We start from the raw sequence: 17,363 nt of genomic DNA, 5'->3' as shown, positions 1-17,363 counted from the left end.
CCGTGCGATTTTCTGAGGAAGTATGCGAGCGGCTTGGCAACTATGTCTATCGCCTCATCGATCCGCGGAACGGCGAGACGTTTTACGTCGGTAAAGGTCGTAACAATCGCGTATTCGATCATGCCGCTGGCGTCGCAGACTTAACAGATGACGACAGCCAAACACTTGGATCAAAGCTCGATCGCATCCGGGCGATAAAGAACGCTGGGCTTGAGGTGCTTCACGTCATCCATCGTCATGAGATACCTGAGGCAGCGATCTTTGAAGTCGAGGCTGCATTGATCGATGCCTATCCAGGCCTCACCAACATCCAGGGTGGCCACGCCAGCAGCGACCGCGGTCCCATGAACCATGCCGAGATCGTGGACAAGTATAGCCTGCCGACATTTCCTTCGATCCCTAAGCATCGCCTTGTGCTGATCAACATCAACAAGCTTGATGATAGGTTCGATCGTCGAGCAATCTACAATCTCGTCCGCTATTGCTGGAGAATTTCAAGGTTACGCGCTGAGAATGCTCAGTATGTGCTCGCTGTTATCCGCGGTGTGGTTGTAGGAGCCTTTGAGGCCGAGAGGTGGATGGCCGCAACTGCCGACAACTTCCCTGACATTCCTTATGCCGATGGATCCGAGGCACACAGGCTCGGCTTTGTCGGGCGGGACGCACCGAAAGAGATATGGGATCTCTACGTTGGCGCGAGAGGCAAGCGGATAACGGCCCCCGAGCTCAAGCACGTTCAAAATCCCGTCCGGTTTTGGAATTGCTGAAAGACATGGTTGAATGATCGGATTAACTTATCGTTTTTCATTGGAGCAGCAGAATGGCGAAGTTTAAGATAAGTAAACCACGGGCGCAACTTCTCGCGAGACTAGAACATATCATTGGTAGCAATTGCTATAACGGAAATATACAGAATTACGGTCCGGGTGGATTCTATGAAGGATCCGGTCGCGATTTTCGCTATCCCCTAACAATGATTGATGAGAACGGCGAGAAGATTAAGAGAAGCTCTCCAGCTGCGACGGACGTTTCACCGCAAATTCTATCATCAGGCTACTACGCATTCGGCGCCAATCGCCTTCAGATTATTCACGCGCTGAATGAAGTCCTCGAGTATTTGGAGGAACACAAAGGTCTAAAAGTTTAGCTTTGGAAGAGCATCGATGGCTTTTGTAGAACTGCAGCATCTCATCCTCGAAAAGGATCCTCCAGAGAAGAGATTATCCAAAGCCGACGGCAGCATGGAGCGGCATATGAGTGAAGCCGCGGTCATGCTCGCCTTTGCGATGCATCTATTCTCACGCGGCGCTCAGAAGGTATCCGTTCACCCCGACGGTGAGCACGGCAAGCGGTTCGAGATTCAAGCTTGGTTGATTATGCACGGCTTCACTTGGCACAAAGGCTGGGGAACGACGAGCTATGCTGGTCGGTATATGAACGGCGACCTGATTCTTGAGGTTCATGTGAACCCAGGACAGGGTGACGTCGTTGCGACGATCGGAGGTTGCCCGGTTATTGCGGAATGCAAAGGCGGCATCATCAACACACGTCACGCCGGGCAGGTCTCTCGTCTGCGGAAGGGACTGCAGGAGGCAGCCGGACAACTCCTCACGAGGGCAGGAGAAGGTGAGATTAACATCGCGGTGGTCCCAAACACGATCACAACGCGCGATCTCGCACGCAAGATGACATCACGAGCGAATCAGGCAGGTATCGCCATAGCGCTTGTCTCGGCGACCGGAGCCGTTGAATACTACGGCGCAGACCCGTTTAGTGCCGGGGTCGTGGCTCTGCGATGAAGAATGCCGACACGTCGCTCAAAAGTCGCCTGAACCGAGTGAGTCGTCACGCCACAAGCGCTTGATCCGAAAGGGAAACCGAATGGCGGAGAGGGTGGGATTTGAACCCACGATACCCTTGCAGGTATGCCGCATTTCGAGTGCGGTGCATTCGACCACTCTGCCACCTCTCCGCGGTCTGGTCGGCGCTTGTTTGGCGCGGGCGTTCTCATAACGGGCAAATGACAGGCTGGCAAGCCGAAAAGTCGAAGCATTCCATCCTTTTGCCTTGACACCTTTTTGTCACTCGCGTATCTCGGCTGCGCAATAGGTTTGGAGAAATCCGCGCCTTGGCCGTCCCGCGCTCGCGCGGGGCTTCACCGGCAGGACGAGTTCGAGGATTAGACCTCTGAAATCCCTGCTTAACTTCGACTGATAAAAAGACAGCCACCTGCTGGATTTGCGGGGAGCGCTGGAACGAACATGAAAGGATAAAAAATGTTCGCAGTCATCAAGACCGGCGGTAAACAGTACCGTGTGGCAGCCAACGACGTGCTGACCATCGAAAAGCTGGAAGCCACCGCTGGCGACTCCATTGAATTCACCGAAGTGCTCGTGATCGGCGAAGGCGCCGACGCTGCGATCGGTGCGCCCTTCGTAACCGGCGCCTCTGTCAAGGCAGAAGTCGTCGAACAGAACCGCGGCAAGAAGGTCATCGCCTTCAAGAAGCGCCGCCGTCAGAATTCGAAGCGTTCGCGCGGCCATCGTCAGCATCACACGGTCGTCCGTATCACGGACATCGTGGCTGCCAAGTAAGATCAACGGGACAAGGTTTAAAGGAGAACTCCAATGGCACACAAAAAAGCTGGCGGTTCATCGCGCAACGGTCGCGATTCTCAGTCCAAGCGCCTTGGCGTGAAGAAGTTCGGCGGCGAAGCCGTCATCGCAGGCAACATTATCGTGCGTCAGCGCGGTACTGAGTGGCATCCGGGTTCCAACGTCGGCCTCGGCAAGGATCACACGATTTTTGCGCTTACCGCCGGCAATGTGAACTACCGAACGAAGGCCAACGGTCGCGTCTACGTGTCTGTCATGCCGAAAGCGGAAGCAGCGGAATAAGCCGGTAGCGCTCAAAAACAGCCGGCGTCTCATCGACCCGGCTGGCCGTATCAGGTTCAGTCTAGAAAACAGGGGAGATGGGGCGCCATCTCCCCTTTTTCTTTACCCCTCAAGGAGGACTGAACCATGCAAGGCGAATTGTTAAGGGTAGACCAATCACGGTCTCCCCGGGAAGACCAGCGGTCTTCCACGGAGCGGCTGAGGCCGGAACGGTTAAGGACCGATTGCCCTGTCTTGTTATCGGAAAGGCTCGTCATGCGCGCGCCCCACGAAGAAGACATCGACGCCCTTGCCCATCTCGCCAATAACGCCAAAGTCGCTACCATGGTATCGCGTATGCCGCACCCTTATACCGCCGATGATGCTGCCGACTTCGTGCGTCGCACGAAAAATGGCGAGATTGGCAAGTGCGTCTATGCGATCACCAAGGCGGAAAACGGCGCCTTTATCGGCTGCTGCGGTGTGGAACCGCAGACGGACGGCAAGACCGTCGAGATCGGCTACTGGCTGGGCGAGCCCTATTGGAACAAGGGTTATACGACCGAGGCCTGCCATGCCCTGGTCGATATGGTATTCAGGACCCGCCAGGACGTCGATCAGATCGACGCCCGTTGCCGGGTAATGAATGTCGCCTCGCGCCGCGTCATCCAGAAGTGCGGCTTCCAGTTCCAGGGTTCGGGGCTCGCCGCCTCGCTGGCGCTCGGCAGCAACGTGCCGGTCGAATGGTACAGGCTCGACCGCAAGACCTGGATGTCCCTCCGAAGCTGGGGGAACATCGCATGAGCACGACTGCGCTGCAAAGGCCCGAGGTCAAGCCGATGATGCCCGGCCCCGCGCCGGTCATCTCGACCGCCCGCCTGACGCTCCGCCCCCACAGGCTGAGCGATGCGCCTGCGATCGCGGAATCGCTCTCCGATTTCGCGGTCACGCGCATGCTGTCCCGCGTACCCGCGCCGTTCGACCGGCAGGATGCGCTGGACTGGCTGGTCCCGGTCACCTCGGGCACCCTGCCCGACTGGCCGCTGGCGATCACCGATAAGGACGATGTCCATATCGGCAACGTCTCGATCGAGCTGCGCCACGGCCGCTGGCACCTCGGCTACTGGCTGAACCGCTACTACTGGCGGCGCGGCTATATGAGCGAGGCGGTGACGGCGATCATCGAGCGCTTCTCGCGCCGCATGCCGGAGACGCCGATCTATTCCGGCGTCTTCGCCGACAACCCGGCTTCGCTGCGACTGCAGGAGAAACTCGGTTTCCGCATGACGGGTTGCGGCGAAATCTACTGTTTCGCCCGCAACACCATGGTGTCGCACATCGAAACCGTGCTGCAGCCGGGCATGCTGCAGCCGCGGAAGGTTGCCTGATCAAGATCGAGACGTCGCCGCACCGGCGGCGTCTCCTTTAATCGCCGATCTCGACCCATAGAGGGAAGTGGTCGGAACCGACGGATTGCGTATCGATCCGGGCGGATTTCAACCGGCTCTGCAGGCCGCAACTGACGAAGCAATAATCGAGATGCATGCGCTTGCCGTGATCTTCGGGATCCATCCAGCTGTAGCTCTCCGGAGAGTAGGCCTCCAGCGCCGCAAAGGCGTCGACCGGCGTGCCGATCCTCGCCACGCGGCCGTAATATCCGCCGCCAGCCCCGGCAAGCGCGCAATATTCCGGCGATTCCGGCTCCATGTTGAAATCACCCATGATGATATAATCCTCCGGCAGCGGCGGCTCCGGCAGGTCGAATTCACCACCTCCCGTCAGCGACCCACCCTCCTGGACGAAGGCATTGATATGCGTGTTCAAGAATTGCAGCTGGCGGATGCGCTCGTCGGCGGAGACATGGTCGAGATGCACGGAATAGACGCGGACCGCACCGCCGGGTGCGTCGATCACCGCCTCGGTTGCGCCGCGCTGCAGGTTGATCTTGCCGATCGTCCGGCTGCGCGGCAGAAGCAGCGTTCGGGTCGAGAGGATCGGCCAGCGCGACAGCACCATATTGCCGAACTGAAAACGGGTGCCGGGCACCGGCTGGAGCCCGCCTTCATCAGCCTCGATATGCATGTCGCAGGCCGGCCCATAGACCCAGAAATAGTCGGCAAAGAAGGCTGCAACATCGGCCACGATGTCGGCAAAACCGTTGCGGGAGAAGCCGCGGGTCACCTCCTGCAATGCGATGACATCTGCACCCTCGAGGCTCCGGGCAATCCGCACCAGATCGTATCTGCCGTCGAGACCGAAGCCGTACTGTATGTTATAGCTCGCAAAATTCACGATAATCTTTGACCTCCGTCGGAACCGCCTATATCGAATGGGCCAAGACGGGCCGTCCAACTGCCACTGAATATTGGAAGTAAAATGAAATTTCTCGACGAAGCAAAGGTCTATATCAAGTCCGGGGACGGCGGCGGCGGCAGCGTTTCCTTCCGGCGCGAGAAATTCATCGAGTTCGGCGGCCCGGATGGCGGTGATGGCGGACGCGGCGGCGACGTCTGGGTCGAGGCCGTCAACGGCCTGAACACGCTGATCGATTTCCGCTATCAGCAGCATTTCAAGGCGACGATCGGCACCCATGGCATGGGCAGGAACCGCACCGGCGCCAATGGAAGCGACGTGACGTTGAAGGTTCCCGTGGGCACCCAGATCTTCGAGGAAGATCAGGAAACGCTGATCTGCGACCTGACCGTCGAGGGCCAGCGTTACTGCCTGGCCCATGGCGGCAATGGCGGCTTCGGCAACGCCCATTTCAAGACCTCGACCAACCAGGCGCCGGATTGGGCCAATCCCGGCCTGCCCGGCGAGGAAAAAACCATCTGGCTGCGCCTGAAGCTGATTGCCGATGCCGGCCTCGTCGGCCTGCCCAATGCCGGCAAGTCGACCTTCCTAGCTGCCGTCACCCGCGCCCGGCCGAAGATCGCCAACTATCCCTTCACCACGCTGCATCCTAATCTCGGCGTCGCCACCATCGACGAGCGCGAATTCATCCTGGCCGACATTCCGGGCCTGATCGAAGGCGCCCATGAAGGTGTCGGAATCGGCGACCGATTCCTCGGCCATGTCGAGCGCACCCGCGTTCTGCTCCACCTCATCTCCGCCCAGGAGGAAAAGGTCGGCAAGGCGTATAAGACGGTTAAGCACGAGCTCGAAGCCTATGGAAACGATCTGACCGACAAGGCCGAGATCGTGGCGCTGTCGCAGATCGACGTGCTCGATGATGCCGAACTGAAGAAGAAGTCCAAGGAATTGGCCAAGGCCTGCGGCAAGACGCCGTTCCAGATTTCGGCCGTCACCGGCAAGGGCATGACCGAGGTGCTGCGGGCACTCCGCGACATCATCGTCGAAGCCAATACCGAGGAGAAGCCGGCCAAGGTGCCGAAGCTGCGCCATCGCGACATGGTCGTCACCGATGAGGGCGAGGACAAGCGTGGGGACGAGGACGATGACCAGCCGTAAGCCGCTTGGCCGCTACCGCCGGATCGTCATCAAGATCGGATCCGCGCTTCTGGTCGATCGCAAGGCCGGGCTGAAGAAGGCCTGGCTCGACGCCATGTGCGCCGATATCTCCGGCCTGAAGGCCAAGGGTATCGATGTGCTCGTCGTCTCCTCGGGCGCAATCGCGCTCGGGCGCTCGGTGCTCGACCTGCCGTCAGGTGCGCTGAAGCTGGAGGAAAGCCAGGCAGCGGCGGCCGTCGGCCAGATCGCGCTGGCGCGCGCCTGGTCGGAAAGCCTGTCACGCGACGAGATCGTCGCCGGCCAGATCCTGCTGACGCTCGGCGATACCGAGGAGCGCCGCCGTTATCTCAATGCCCGCGCCACCATCAATCAGCTTTTGAAGATCGGCGCCGTGCCGATCATCAACGAGAACGACACCGTCGCCACCAGCGAGATCCGCTATGGCGACAACGACCGGCTGGCCGCCCGCGTCGCGACGATGACCGGCGCCGATCTGCTCATCCTTCTCTCCGACATCGACGGCCTCTACACCGCGCCGCCGCATCTCGACCCGAACGCGACGTTCCTGGAAACGATTGCCGCAATCACCCCGGAGATCGAGGCGATGGCCGGAGGTGCGGCCTCCGAACTCTCGCGCGGCGGCATGCGCACCAAGATCGATGCCGGCAAGATTGCGACGGCATCAGGCTGCGCCATGATCATCGCCTCCGGCAAGACCGACAACCCTCTGTCGGCAATCGAAAACGGCGCGCGTTCCTCCTGGTTCGCGCCGTCGGGCACACCCGTTACCGCCCGCAAGACCTGGATTGCCGGGCAGCTGCAGCCGGCCGGCGAACTGCATGTCGACGACGGCGCCGTCGTCGCCCTCGGTGCCGGCAAGAGCCTGCTTCCGGCCGGCGTGCGCAGCGTTTCCGGCCTCTTCAGCCGCGGCGATACGGTGGCGATCATCGGCCCGGCCGGCCGCGAGATCGCCCGCGGCCTTGTAAGCTACGATGCCGACGACGCCCGTCGGATTGCCGGCCGCAAGTCGGCGGAAATCGAGGCCATTCTCGGTTATGCCGGGCGAGCCGCCATGGTCCATCGCGACGACATGGTGATGACCGCGCAGATCGGTTCGAAATCGGAAAGGCAGAAGAAGGACGCGAGCTATGCTTGATACCGTTGCGCCAGGCCCTGACATTGACGTGCTGATGAACGACATCGGCCGCAAGGCAAAGGCTGCCGCACGACCGCTGGGCTTTGCGTCCACCGAGGCCAAGAACAGGGCGTTGAATGCCATGGCCGATGCGATCCTGGCAAACAAGGCGCATATTCTTGCCGAGAACGCCAAGGACCTGAAGGACATCGAAGGCACCGAGATGCTCGCTTCCTTCGTCGACCGGCTGACGCTGAACGACAAACGCGTCGCCGAAATGGCCGAGGGAATCCGCGCCATTGCCGCCCTTGCCGATCCGGTCGGCGAAGTCATCGCTGCCTGGGACCGGCCGAACGGGCTGAAGATCGAGCGTGTCCGCACGCCGCTCGGCGTCATCGGCGTGATCTTCGAAAGCCGGCCGAACGTCACCGCAGATGCCGGCGCCCTCTGCCTCAAGGCAGGCAATGCCGTCATCCTGCGTTGCGGCTCGGATTCGCGCCGTTCATCGCAGGCTATCCATGCCTGCCTGATCGAGGGCCTGAAGGCGGCGGGACTTCCAGAGCATGCTATCCAGCTTGTGCCGGTCACCGATCGCGCCGCCGTCGGCGCCATGCTGCGCGGCCTGGACGGCGCGATCGACGTCATCGTGCCGCGCGGCGGCAAGAGCCTAGTTGCCCGCGTGCAGAGCGAGGCCCGCGTGCCGGTTTTTGCCCATCTCGAAGGTCTTTGCCACATCTATGTCGATGCCTCGGCCGATATCGAGATGGCGAAAAAGATCATCGTCAACGCCAAGATGCGCCGCACCGGCATCTGCGGCGCAGTCGAAACCCTGCTCGTCGATGGTGCTGCGATCGGCACGCATCTGACGCCGCTGCTCGAGGTTCTGACGGAGGCCGGCTGCGAGGTCCGCGCTTCGCCAACAGTGCTGAAGGTTGCACCCGGCATGAAGCCCGCGACCGAGGAGGACTGGTCGACTGAATATCTCGATGCGATCATTTCGGTTGCCGTCGTCGACGGCCTATCGGGCGCCATCGCCCATATCCAGACATATTCCTCGAACCACACCGAGGCGGTCATCGCCGAAGACCCTGACGTCGTCGCGCGTTTCTTCACCGAGGTCGATTCGGCGATCCTGCTGCATAATGCCTCGACGCAGTTTGCCGATGGCGGCGAGTTCGGCATGGGTGCGGAAATCGGCATCGCCACCGGCAAGATGCATGCCCGTGGCCCGGTCGGCGTCGAACAGCTCACCTCCTTCAAATATCGGGTGCATGGTGCCGGACAGACGCGGCCCTGACGTGACGACCGAGCCTGACGTGGCGATTGAGCCTAACGTGGTGATTGAGAATGTGGACCGGCACTATCTCCGCATGCCGCACAGCGAGCGCGGGATGGTCGTCGGTCTGTTCGGCGGTTCGTTCAATCCGCCGCATCAGGGCCACGCGCTCGTCGCCGAGATCGCCCTCAAGCGGCTTGGCCTCGACCAGCTTTGGTGGATGGTCACCCCGGGCAATCCGCTGAAGAGCCGCAACCAGCTCGCTCCGCTTGCCGAACGCATTGCCGAAAGCGAGCGTGTTGCCGCCGATCCCCGCGTCAAGGTCACCGCCTTCGAACAGACGCTCGGCACCAGCTACACCGCCAACACGCTTGCCCGCGTTAAGGCCCGCAATCCGCATGTGCATTTCATCTGGATCATGGGCGCAGACAGCCTGCAGAGCTTTCACAAATGGCAGAAGTGGCAGGAGATTGCCCGCACCTTCCCGATCGCGGTGATCGATCGGCCGGGCGCGACGCTGTCCTTCCTGTCCTCGAAAATGACAAGGACCTTCGATTTCGCCCGTGTCGACGAGGATGACGCCCGTGTTCTCTGGAAGAAACGTGCCCCGGCCTGGACCTTCATCCACGGGCCGCGCTCCGGCCTGAGCTCGACGGCAATCCGCAACGGCTCTTCGCACGGCGACGCCGAATAGAGCGCTGCGCGCCCCGCAAGACGCATGCGCCAGCCTGATTTCAGAAGATCCCGAAAACGAGAAAGCCCGACGGGGGAGGAGATCCGTCGGGCTTATAAACTCGATCGACAACTGGGAGGAGGAGTGTTGTCGACCCTATCGAACGGCTATGGGAGGAGGAGAAGCCGTGTCGATGAGTGTGTTGTAGCATATTTCGCAGGAAGATGAATATCGATTGGTGCATTGCAGCAATGCACTGCCTGCAATCCTGTGCAGCCTTGCGGCTTTGGCATTGCCGTTTTTCTTGGCAGAAATCGACGGAGATGCTCTGCCGCCGGGAATCCCTGCGGTTTGCCAAGCTGTCCCGCGGGTATTTCAACCCTATGGATCTCACGCTGCGGCTCAAGCCATGCACTTCGACAACGCTCAACTATTGGGTCATTGCGGACACCGCGGTCCAATACTGTTATATTTTCCTGGATATATCCCTAGTCAAGACGCCTCGTCCGTTATATTCCTCGCAATATTTCGAACTCGGGCAATGAATCATGCAAAACAGCCGCCGATGGATGAAACTGGCAACCGCCGCGATCACAGCCCTGTGGCTTGGCGCAGCAGCGCTCCCGGCGCCTGCCGCCGCAGCCGAAAAACTTACCGTCTTTGCGGCGGCGAGCCTCAGGGATGCGCTCGCCGCCGCCAATGCCGCCTGGGCAAAGGAAAGTGGCAAGGAAGCCGTCGTATCCTACGCGGCAAGCGGCGCGCTGGCCAAACAGATCGAAAACGCCGCACCCGCCGATATCTTCATCTCGGCCGACCTCGACTGGATGGATTACGTCGCCAAGAAGAAACTGATCAAGGCCGATACCCGTTTCAACCTAGTCGGCAACCGCATCGTGCTCATTGCCGAAAAGGACAAGGCAAAACCGGTCGAGATCAAGCAAGGCTTCGATCTCGCGGGGCTTTTGGGTGACGGCAGGCTTGCCATAGGCGAGCCAAAATCGGTTCCGGCCGGCAAATACGGCATGGCCGCTCTCGAAAAGCTCGGCGTCTGGAAATCGGTCGAAACCAAGGTCGCCGGCGTCGAAAGCGTGCGCGCCGCCTTGGCCCTCGTCTCCCGCGGCGAAGCGCCTTATGGCATCGTCTACCAGACGGATGCGGCAGCCGATAAGGGTGTCGCCGTCGTCGGCACCTTCCCCGCCGATTCCCATCCGCCGATCATCTATCCAATCGCAATTCTTGCCGAGAGCGAGAACCCGGATGCGACAGCCTATCTCGACTTCCTGAAATCCGAAAAGGCAGCCGCCTTCTTCACGGCGCAGGGTTTCACCATCCTGAAGTGATAAGCTGAGGTGATTGCAGAAACGATTGTCGCAGCTTAGCGTGGAGACTCGCCTCGCGAGCGCAGACTACTACAAAAGTCGGCCAACTTCTCCTTCGTCATGCTCGGGCTTGTCCCGAGCATCTGCAGCCGGTGCAGCAGATCCTCGGCACAGGGCCGAGGATGACGCCGAGTGAAGAGCGAGGCTTGTCATCACTGAGGCACGTTTCGGCGAACCTTCGATTTTCCGGGAGACCACCGCATTTGGACATCTTCGGCTTGAGCAATGAGGAATGGACGGCGATCCTGCTCAGCCTGCGCGTCTCGATTGTCGCGATGCTGGCGAGCCTGCCCTTCGGCATCCTCGTCGCCCTCCTGCTTGCCCGCGGCCGGTTCTGGGGCAAGTCGGTGCTGAACGGCGTCGTTCACCTGCCGTTGATCCTGCCCCCGGTGGTCACCGGTTTCCTTCTCCTCATTCTGTTTGGCCGCCGCGGTCCGATCGGCAGCCTGCTCGACCAGTATTTCGGCATTGTTCTCTCCTTCCGCTGGACGGGCGCGGCCTTGGCCTGCGCCGTCATGGCCTTTCCGCTGATGGTGCGCAGCATCCGCCTGTCGATCGAGGCGGTCGACCGCAAGCTGGAAGAGGCGGCCGGAACGCTCGGCGCCGGCCCGGTCTGGGTCTTCCTGACGATCACCCTGCCGCTGACCCTGCCCGGCATCATCGCCGGTATGATCCTTTCCTTCGCCAAGGCGATGGGCGAATTCGGCGCGACGATCACCTTTGTCTCCAACATTCCGGGCGAAACCCAGACGCTGTCGGCGGCGATCTACACCTTCACCCAGGTGCCGGGCGGCGATGCAGGCGCGCTCCGCCTGACGCTTGTCGCCGTCGTCATTTCCATGGCCGCCCTGCTCGCCTCCGAATTCCTTGCCCGTCTCGCCGGCCGGAGGATCGACCCGGAATGACGCTGATCGTCGCGGCAAAACAGAGGCTCGGTGCCTTTTCGCTCGATGCCGCCTTCACCTCCGAGCGGGGCGTCACCGCGCTGTTCGGCCGCTCCGGCTCCGGCAAGACCTCGATGATCCGCATCATCGCCGGCCTCGCCCGCCCGGACGAAGGCCGCGTCGTCCTCGACGGCGAGGCCTTGACCGAAACCGAAACCGGCCTCTTCGTCCCGAAACATCGCCGCCGCTTCGGTTATGTCTTTCAGGAAGCGCGGCTTTTCCCGCATCTCAGCGTTCGCGCCAATCTATTCTATGGCCGCTGGTTCGCGGCGAGAACGGCGCGCGGCGAGAGCTTCGATCGCATCGTCGACCTGCTCGGCATCGAGACGCTGCTGGAGCGCAGCCCCTCGAAACTCTCCGGCGGCGAGAAGCAGCGCGTCGCCATCGGCCGCGCGCTTCTCTCCTCGCCTCGCCTGCTGTTGATGGACGAGCCGCTCGCCGCCCTCGACGAGGCGCGCAAGGCCGAGATCCTGCCTTATCTGGAGCGATTGCGCGACGAAACCGACATCCCGATCGTCTATGTCAGCCATTCGATCGCCGAGGTGGCCCGGCTCGCAAACCAGGTCGTCGTCATGCGTGACGGCACGGTGGAAGCGACGGGCCCCGCTATCGACATATTGAGCCGTCCCTCAACCTCCGCCGACCGGCGGGAAGCGGGCGCACTGCTGGAAGGCACGGTGGAAAGCTTCGATGCGCGTCACCGTCTATCGACGGTTGCGTTGAAATCCTGTCGGCTCCATATTCCGGGTGCCGCCCTTGCGCCCGGCAAATCGGTCCGCATCCGCATTCCCTCCCGCGATGTCATGCTGGCGACCGCAAGACCCGAGGGGCTGAGCGCGCTGAATATCCTGGAGGCAAAGATAGACGGGATGTCGTCGACCGAGGACGGAACGGTGGAAATCCGGCTCGATTGCGACGGCGATATCATTCTTTCCCGGATCACGACGCTCTCCTGCGAGCGTCTCGATCTTCGACCGGGAAGAGTGGTCTTCGCCGTCATCAAGACGGTTGCCCTGGAGGCCTGATCAGCCGCGTTCGCCCTGCTGCAGGTTGCGCTTGGCCTCGAGCCAGGCGAGGTCCTCCGCAAGGCTGGTCTGCACCGTCTTTTCCATCCGGCGGAAACGCTCGAGCAGTTCCTCGCCGAACGGCGTCAGCACCGCGCCGCCGCCCTTTTGCCCGCCGCGCTGCGATTCCACCACCTGTTCGTTAAACATCCGGTTCATCTCGCTGACCAGCAGCCATGCCCGCCGATAGGACATGTCCATCGCCCGCCCCGCCGCTGAGATCGATCCCGTCTGGCGGATATGCTCCAGCAGTTCCATCTTGCCATGGCCGAGACGATCCTCGTCCGGGAAGCTGATTCGCAAGACGGGCACGAGTGTTTTTGCGGCTGAGTCGGTCATTGAATCTGGAGATCGTGGAATTTGCCGCACTTTACGCTGCGGCAGGGAAACTGTACACCGCCCGCACAAGGCCGCCCCGAGCAGTCAAATACTTCAATTCGAACGGCAGATCGGATTTTCGGCCGTTCCGTACCTTAGCATGTCTTGAAACATTAATGGTTTGATGCCTATCTTAACCATGATCCGGTCTCGATCGGATCCGTGTTGTGCATAGTTTGTCATTCCAGGAAAGGGAAAGCACTGACAACAGTACACGCCAAGGGAAAAACGCTCGCCGTTATCCCGAAGAGTGCGGAACGTGGCGCCGATGCCGCCGCCCGTGCCCTAGAAACCGTCCTCGCCAGCCTCGAGGACTCCAAAGCTGAAGATATCGTTACCATCGACATTGCCGGAAAATCGGCGCTGGGAGACTACATGATCGTCGTCTCCGGCCGCTCGAACAGGCATGTCATGGCGATCTCGGATCACCTGCTCACTGACCTTAAGGATGACGGCCTCGGTACGGCTCGCGTCGAAGGTCAGGAAGGCGGCGATTGGGTCCTGATCGACACTGGTGACATTATCGTGCATGTGTTCCGGCCCGAAATCCGCGAGTTCTACAACATCGAAAAGATGTGGGCGGCTCCGGATATGGATGAAGAAACACGGCACTGACAGGCGAGCCGGCATTCTGTCCGGCGCCTGAGACGTAGCATTGGCTGGCCGGCAACAGATAAGCCGGCCGGTGGCGTGGTGTGCGCCCGATGTGCTGCATGAGCGGGAGCGGATGAATGCGAATAGGTCTTTTTGCGGTGGGACGGCTGAAGTCCGGCCCGGAAAAGGATCTTGCCGCCCGTTATTTCGACCGTTTCGCCAAGGCCGGCCCTGCCGTCGGTCTCGAACTGACCCGTGTTGCCGAAGTTGGCGAAAGCCGGGCCTCCAACGCGGAGACCCGCAAGCGCGAAGAGGCGGCGATGCTTCTGAAATCGCTTGCCGATGGCAGTATCCTCATTCTTCTCGATGAACGCGGCAAGGCGCTCGACAGCGAAGCCTTCGCAAATCTGCTCGGCTCCTATCGCGACCAGGGCAAGCGCGAGCTGACAATTGCGATCGGCGGCGCCGACGGCCTCGATCCTTCCCTTTACGACCGTGCCGACGCCACGCTGTGCCTGGGCAAAATGACCTGGCCGCACCAACTCGTGCGCACACTGATCGCCGAGCAGCTCTATCGCGCCGTCACCATCCTGTCCGGCCACCCCTATCACCGCGTCTGATGCCGCGTCGGCCCGATGCGTCGACAATCGTAATGTCACGCAGCCGTGTTTTGCTAGGCAGCCCGTTCTCCTGCAAACCTTATGGCAAAGCGCACCAAATCAGCTTAGTCTCCGTGCGATTTGAGAAAGTGCCCCAACACGCATGACGAGAGCATCCACCAGGCGACACCGCATGATCCTGCCGGCTATCGCGGCCGGCGTCGGTGTGACGGCGATTGTCGTGTCGGCAAATCCGTTCAGCGTCCGGGCGCAGGATGCCGCGCCCGAAGCAGCACAGCCTTCGACCGAGCTGGCCGCACCTCCGCCGGCAGCCGAGCCGCCGCCGCCCGATCCGGCCGCCGAACTTGCCGCCAAGCGTGACCAGACCCGTGCCGAACTCGAAATCCTGTCAAAAACGATCAGCCTCTCCACCGACAAGGTGAGCGCGCTTCAGCAGGGCATCGCCGATCTCGAAAAGAGCACGGAAAGCATCCGCCAGGCACTGATCGATTCCGCCGCCCGCCGCAAGACGCTCGAAAAGCAAATCCTCGAAAGCGAGAAGAAGCTTGCCGATCTCGGTGTCAAGGAGGATGGCATCCGCCGCTCCCTGCACGATCGACGCGGCCTGCTGGCCGAGGTGCTGGCAGCACTCCAGCGCATGGGCCGCAACCCGCCGCCCGCTCTGCTCGTCACCCCCGATGACGCGCTTGCCTCCGTGCGCAGCGCCATTCTGCTCGGCGCCGTCGTACCCGGAATCCGCAAGGAGACCGACAAGCTTGCCGCAGACCTTGCAAGCCTCGCGGCATTGCAGACTGCAAGTGCTGCCGAGAAGGCCTCGCTGACCGCGACGATGACCAATGGCATCGAGGAAGAGCGGCGCATGGACCTGCTGCTTGCCGAAAACGACAAGCTCAGCCGCAACAATGCTGCTGAACTCCAGGCCGAAAGAAAACGTTCCGAGGAGCTGGCGGGCAAGGCGACGAGCCTTGAAGGCCTCGTCGCCTCGATGGAATCCGAGATCGCTTCGGTGCGGGATGCCGCCGCTGCCGCCCGTCAGGCCGAGGAGAACCGCAAGCTTATGACCGACGAGCAGCGCGCCCAGGCCAAGGCGCTTGCCGACAGCGGCGTGCCCGATAAAAACCGCATTGCGCCCGCATATCCCTTCGGAGAATTGAAGGCGAAATTGGAGGTGCCCGTTGCGGGCGATATCCTGCGCCAGTTCGGCGATGCCGACGGCACCGGGCACGAGGCCATGGGAATGACGGTCGCCACAAATCCAGAGACAGTGGTGACGGCGCCTGCGGATGGTCTGGTGGTTTTCGCCGGCGCATTCCGCAGTTACGGCCAGATGATCATTCTCGACGCGGGCGATGGATACCACTTGGTTCTCTCGGGAATGGATACGATCAATACCCGCCAGGGAAAGTTCGTTTTCTCCGGCGAGCCACTTGCCGTGATGGGCGCGAAAAGAGTGGCAAGCGCAACTGCATTGGCGCTGGAAACGAACCGGCCAACGCTTTACATTGAATTTCGAAAGGACGGTAAACCGGTCGATTCCCGGCCGTGGTGGACCGCCAAAGACACTGGAAAGGCACGCAATGATTCGTAGGGCTTCTCTTGTTCTGGTCGGCGCATTGATGGGTGCGACCGCAATGAGCGTCATTTATTCGGCAGGTGTGCCGGCAGAAGCGGCCGGATCCTCGACCTACAAGGAACTTTCGGTTTTCGGAGATGTCTTCGAGCGTGTGCGTGCGCAATATGTGACGCCGCCTGCGGAAGACAAGCTGATCGAGAACGCCATCAACGGCATGCTGTCGTCGCTCGATCCGCATTCGAGCTACATGAATGCGAAGGACGCCGAGGACATGCGCACCCAGACCAAGGGTGAGTTCGGCGGCCTCGGCATCGAAGTCACGATGGAAGACGAACTCGTCAAGGTCATTACCCCGATCGACGATACGCCCGCCGCCAAGGCCGGCGTTCTCGCCGGCGACTACATCTCCGAGATCGACGGCCAGTCCGTGCGCGGCCTGAAGCTGGAAGACGCCGTCGAGAAGATGCGCGGCGCCGTCAACACGCCGATCAAGCTGACGCTGATCCGCAAGGGTGCCGATAAGCCGATCGAACTGACGATCGTTCGTGACGTCGTCGCCGTCCAGGCGGTCAAGTCGCGTGTCGAGGACGATGTCGGTTATCTCCGCATCATCTCCTTCACCGAGAAGACTTATCCTGACATGGAAAAGGCGATCAAGAAGATCAAGGACACCGTTCCGGCCGACAAGCTGAAGGGTTATGTTCTCGATCTGCGCCTCAATCCGGGCGGTCTGCTCGACCAGGCGATCAACGTCTCCGATGCCCTGCTGCAGCGTGGTGAAGTCGTTTCGACCCGCGGCCGCAATCCGGATGAAACCCGCCGCTTCAATGCCGGCCCGGGCGACCTGACGGATGGCAAGCCGGTGATCGTGCTGATCAACGGCGGCTCGGCTTCCGCATCGGAAATCGTCGCCGGCGCTCTTCAGGATCTGCGCCGCGCCACCGTTCTCGGCACGCGCTCCTTCGGCAAGGGCTCCGTCCAGACGATCATTCCTCTCGGCGAAAACGGCGCGCTGCGCCTGACCACGGCGCTCTATTACACGCCGTCGGGCCGCTCGATCCAGGGCACCGGCATCACTCCCGACATCAAGGTCGAGGAGCCGCTGCCGGAGGAACTGCAGGGCAAGATGGTGACCGAAGGCGAATCTAGCCTGCGCGGCCACATCAAGGGCCAGAGCGAGACGGACGAAGGTTCGGGCTCCGTTGCCTACGTCCCGCCGGACCCGAAGGACGACGTTCAGCTGAACTACGCGCTCGACCTTCTGCGCGGCAAGAAGACCGATCCGGCCTTCCCGCCGAACCCGGACAAGGCCGTCGTCGCCAAGTGATCGATCAACTCAAGGCCGGGCACTCGCCCGGCCTTGAGTTTTTCTGCTGTTTC

General features: G+C 61.2%; 20 protein-coding genes and 1 tRNA gene. 18 read left to right on the top strand and 3 right to left on the bottom strand.

Going from position 1 to position 17,363, the window contains the following annotated elements; translation table 11 throughout:
• The first annotated feature begins 2 nt into the window (after positions 1-2).
• From G9X64_RS32955 to G9X64_RS32945, 3 genes are read left to right on the top strand one after another with little or no spacing between them, the layout of a single operon-like run.
• Positions 3-767, top strand: coding sequence for an LEM-3-like GIY-YIG domain-containing protein (locus tag G9X64_RS32955; protein WP_168309189.1), 765 nt, complete (start codon positions 3-5; stop codon positions 765-767).
• 53 nt (positions 768-820) lie between these two features.
• Positions 821-1,147, top strand: coding sequence for a hypothetical protein (locus tag G9X64_RS32950; RefSeq protein WP_168309190.1), 327 nt, complete (start codon positions 821-823; stop codon positions 1,145-1,147).
• Positions 1,148-1,163: 16 nt separating this feature from the next.
• Entirely contained in the window at positions 1,164-1,799 is a 636-nt protein-coding gene (locus G9X64_RS32945; RefSeq protein ID WP_168309191.1) for a hypothetical protein, read from the top strand.
• 83 nt (positions 1,800-1,882) lie between these two features.
• Here G9X64_RS32945 and G9X64_RS32940 read toward each other — a convergent pair.
• A tRNA-Ser gene (locus G9X64_RS32940) sits at positions 1,883-1,972 on the bottom strand.
• A gap of 304 nt (positions 1,973-2,276) precedes the next feature.
• Between G9X64_RS32940 and rplU the strand changes: the two genes are divergently transcribed.
• The 4 genes from rplU (at position 2,277) to G9X64_RS32920 (ending at position 4,264) form a co-directional block, all read left to right on the top strand.
• Positions 2,277-2,594, top strand: coding sequence for a 50S ribosomal protein L21 (rplU, locus tag G9X64_RS32935; RefSeq protein WP_003543907.1), 318 nt, complete (start codon positions 2,277-2,279; stop codon positions 2,592-2,594).
• 33 nt (positions 2,595-2,627) lie between these two features.
• Positions 2,628-2,897 (top strand): 50S ribosomal protein L27, encoded by a 270-nt coding sequence (gene rpmA, locus G9X64_RS32930; RefSeq protein WP_003543909.1) that lies wholly within the window; start codon positions 2,628-2,630, stop codon positions 2,895-2,897.
• A 126-nt stretch (positions 2,898-3,023) separates the two neighbouring features.
• Positions 3,024-3,680 carry a GNAT family N-acetyltransferase gene (locus G9X64_RS32925; protein ID WP_027668026.1) on the top strand — a complete coding sequence of 219 codons (657 nt, stop codon included), beginning with the start codon at positions 3,024-3,026 and terminating at the stop codon, positions 3,678-3,680.
• Entirely contained in the window at positions 3,677-4,264 is a 588-nt protein-coding gene (locus tag G9X64_RS32920) for a GNAT family N-acetyltransferase (RefSeq protein WP_168309192.1), read from the top strand. The genes G9X64_RS32925 and G9X64_RS32920 overlap by 4 nt, the downstream gene beginning before the upstream one ends.
• Before the next feature lie 37 nt (positions 4,265-4,301).
• Here the strand turns inward: G9X64_RS32920 and G9X64_RS32915 are convergent, their stop codons facing one another.
• Positions 4,302-5,168, bottom strand: coding sequence for an endonuclease/exonuclease/phosphatase family protein (locus G9X64_RS32915; protein WP_168309193.1), 867 nt, complete (start codon positions 5,166-5,168; stop codon positions 4,302-4,304).
• 84 nt (positions 5,169-5,252) lie between these two features.
• On the opposite strand from G9X64_RS32915, the gene obgE reads away from it, so the two are divergent.
• The 7 genes from obgE to modC all read left to right on the top strand — a co-directional run bounded on the left by obgE (position 5,253) and on the right by modC (position 12,779).
• Positions 5,253-6,347, top strand: coding sequence for a GTPase ObgE (gene obgE, locus G9X64_RS32910; protein WP_168309194.1), 1,095 nt, complete (start codon positions 5,253-5,255; stop codon positions 6,345-6,347).
• Positions 6,334-7,503, top strand: coding sequence for a glutamate 5-kinase (gene proB / locus G9X64_RS32905; protein ID WP_168309195.1), 1,170 nt, complete (start codon positions 6,334-6,336; stop codon positions 7,501-7,503). The genes obgE and proB overlap by 14 nt, the downstream gene beginning before the upstream one ends.
• A complete protein-coding gene (locus G9X64_RS32900; RefSeq protein ID WP_168309196.1) occupies positions 7,496-8,779 on the top strand; it encodes a glutamate-5-semialdehyde dehydrogenase in 1,284 nt (427 codons plus the stop codon). The genes proB and G9X64_RS32900 overlap by 8 nt, the downstream gene beginning before the upstream one ends.
• The gene (locus G9X64_RS32895; RefSeq protein ID WP_168314922.1) at positions 8,754-9,452 is read left to right on the top strand and encodes a nicotinate-nucleotide adenylyltransferase; all 699 of its coding nucleotides are present in this window, start codon (positions 8,754-8,756) and stop codon (positions 9,450-9,452) included. Before G9X64_RS32900 ends, G9X64_RS32895 begins: the two co-directional genes overlap by 26 nt.
• Positions 9,453-9,979: 527 nt before the next feature.
• Positions 9,980-10,771 carry a molybdate ABC transporter substrate-binding protein gene (gene modA, locus G9X64_RS32890; RefSeq protein ID WP_168309198.1) on the top strand — a complete coding sequence of 264 codons (792 nt, stop codon included), beginning with the start codon at positions 9,980-9,982 and terminating at the stop codon, positions 10,769-10,771.
• 242 nt (positions 10,772-11,013) lie between these two features.
• Positions 11,014-11,715 (top strand): molybdate ABC transporter permease subunit, encoded by a 702-nt coding sequence (gene modB, locus G9X64_RS32885; RefSeq protein ID WP_138389362.1) that lies wholly within the window; start codon positions 11,014-11,016, stop codon positions 11,713-11,715.
• The gene (gene modC, locus G9X64_RS32880) at positions 11,712-12,779 is read left to right on the top strand and encodes a molybdenum ABC transporter ATP-binding protein (RefSeq protein WP_168314923.1); all 1,068 of its coding nucleotides are present in this window, start codon (positions 11,712-11,714) and stop codon (positions 12,777-12,779) included. The genes modB and modC overlap by 4 nt, the downstream gene beginning before the upstream one ends.
• On the opposite strand, the gene G9X64_RS32875 is transcribed toward modC, so the two are convergent.
• Positions 12,780-13,157, bottom strand: coding sequence for a winged helix-turn-helix domain-containing protein (locus tag G9X64_RS32875; protein WP_168314924.1), 378 nt, complete (start codon positions 13,155-13,157; stop codon positions 12,780-12,782). It abuts the gene before it with no gap.
• A gap of 210 nt (positions 13,158-13,367) precedes the next feature.
• Here G9X64_RS32875 and rsfS point away from each other — a divergent pair, with 210 nt between their 5' ends.
• The 4 genes from rsfS to G9X64_RS32855 all read left to right on the top strand — a co-directional run bounded on the left by rsfS (position 13,368) and on the right by G9X64_RS32855 (position 17,310).
• The gene (rsfS, locus tag G9X64_RS32870; protein WP_032984631.1) at positions 13,368-13,811 is read left to right on the top strand and encodes a ribosome silencing factor; all 444 of its coding nucleotides are present in this window, start codon (positions 13,368-13,370) and stop codon (positions 13,809-13,811) included.
• Positions 13,812-13,927: 116 nt separating this feature from the next.
• Positions 13,928-14,410, top strand: coding sequence for a 23S rRNA (pseudouridine(1915)-N(3))-methyltransferase RlmH (gene rlmH, locus G9X64_RS32865; protein ID WP_112905560.1), 483 nt, complete (start codon positions 13,928-13,930; stop codon positions 14,408-14,410).
• Positions 14,411-14,582: 172 nt separating this feature from the next.
• Entirely contained in the window at positions 14,583-15,998 is a 1,416-nt protein-coding gene (locus tag G9X64_RS32860; RefSeq protein WP_168309201.1) for a murein hydrolase activator EnvC family protein, read from the top strand.
• Entirely contained in the window at positions 15,988-17,310 is a 1,323-nt protein-coding gene (locus G9X64_RS32855; protein ID WP_003543943.1) for a S41 family peptidase, read from the top strand. Before G9X64_RS32860 ends, G9X64_RS32855 begins: the two co-directional genes overlap by 11 nt.
• Positions 17,311-17,363 lie beyond the last annotated feature (53 nt).

The organism is Rhizobium sophorae (genome assembly GCF_013087515.1).
In the GTDB taxonomy this organism is placed as follows: domain Bacteria; phylum Pseudomonadota; class Alphaproteobacteria; order Rhizobiales; family Rhizobiaceae; genus Rhizobium; species Rhizobium sophorae.
This window is presented reverse-complemented; position numbering and strand designations above follow the sequence as displayed.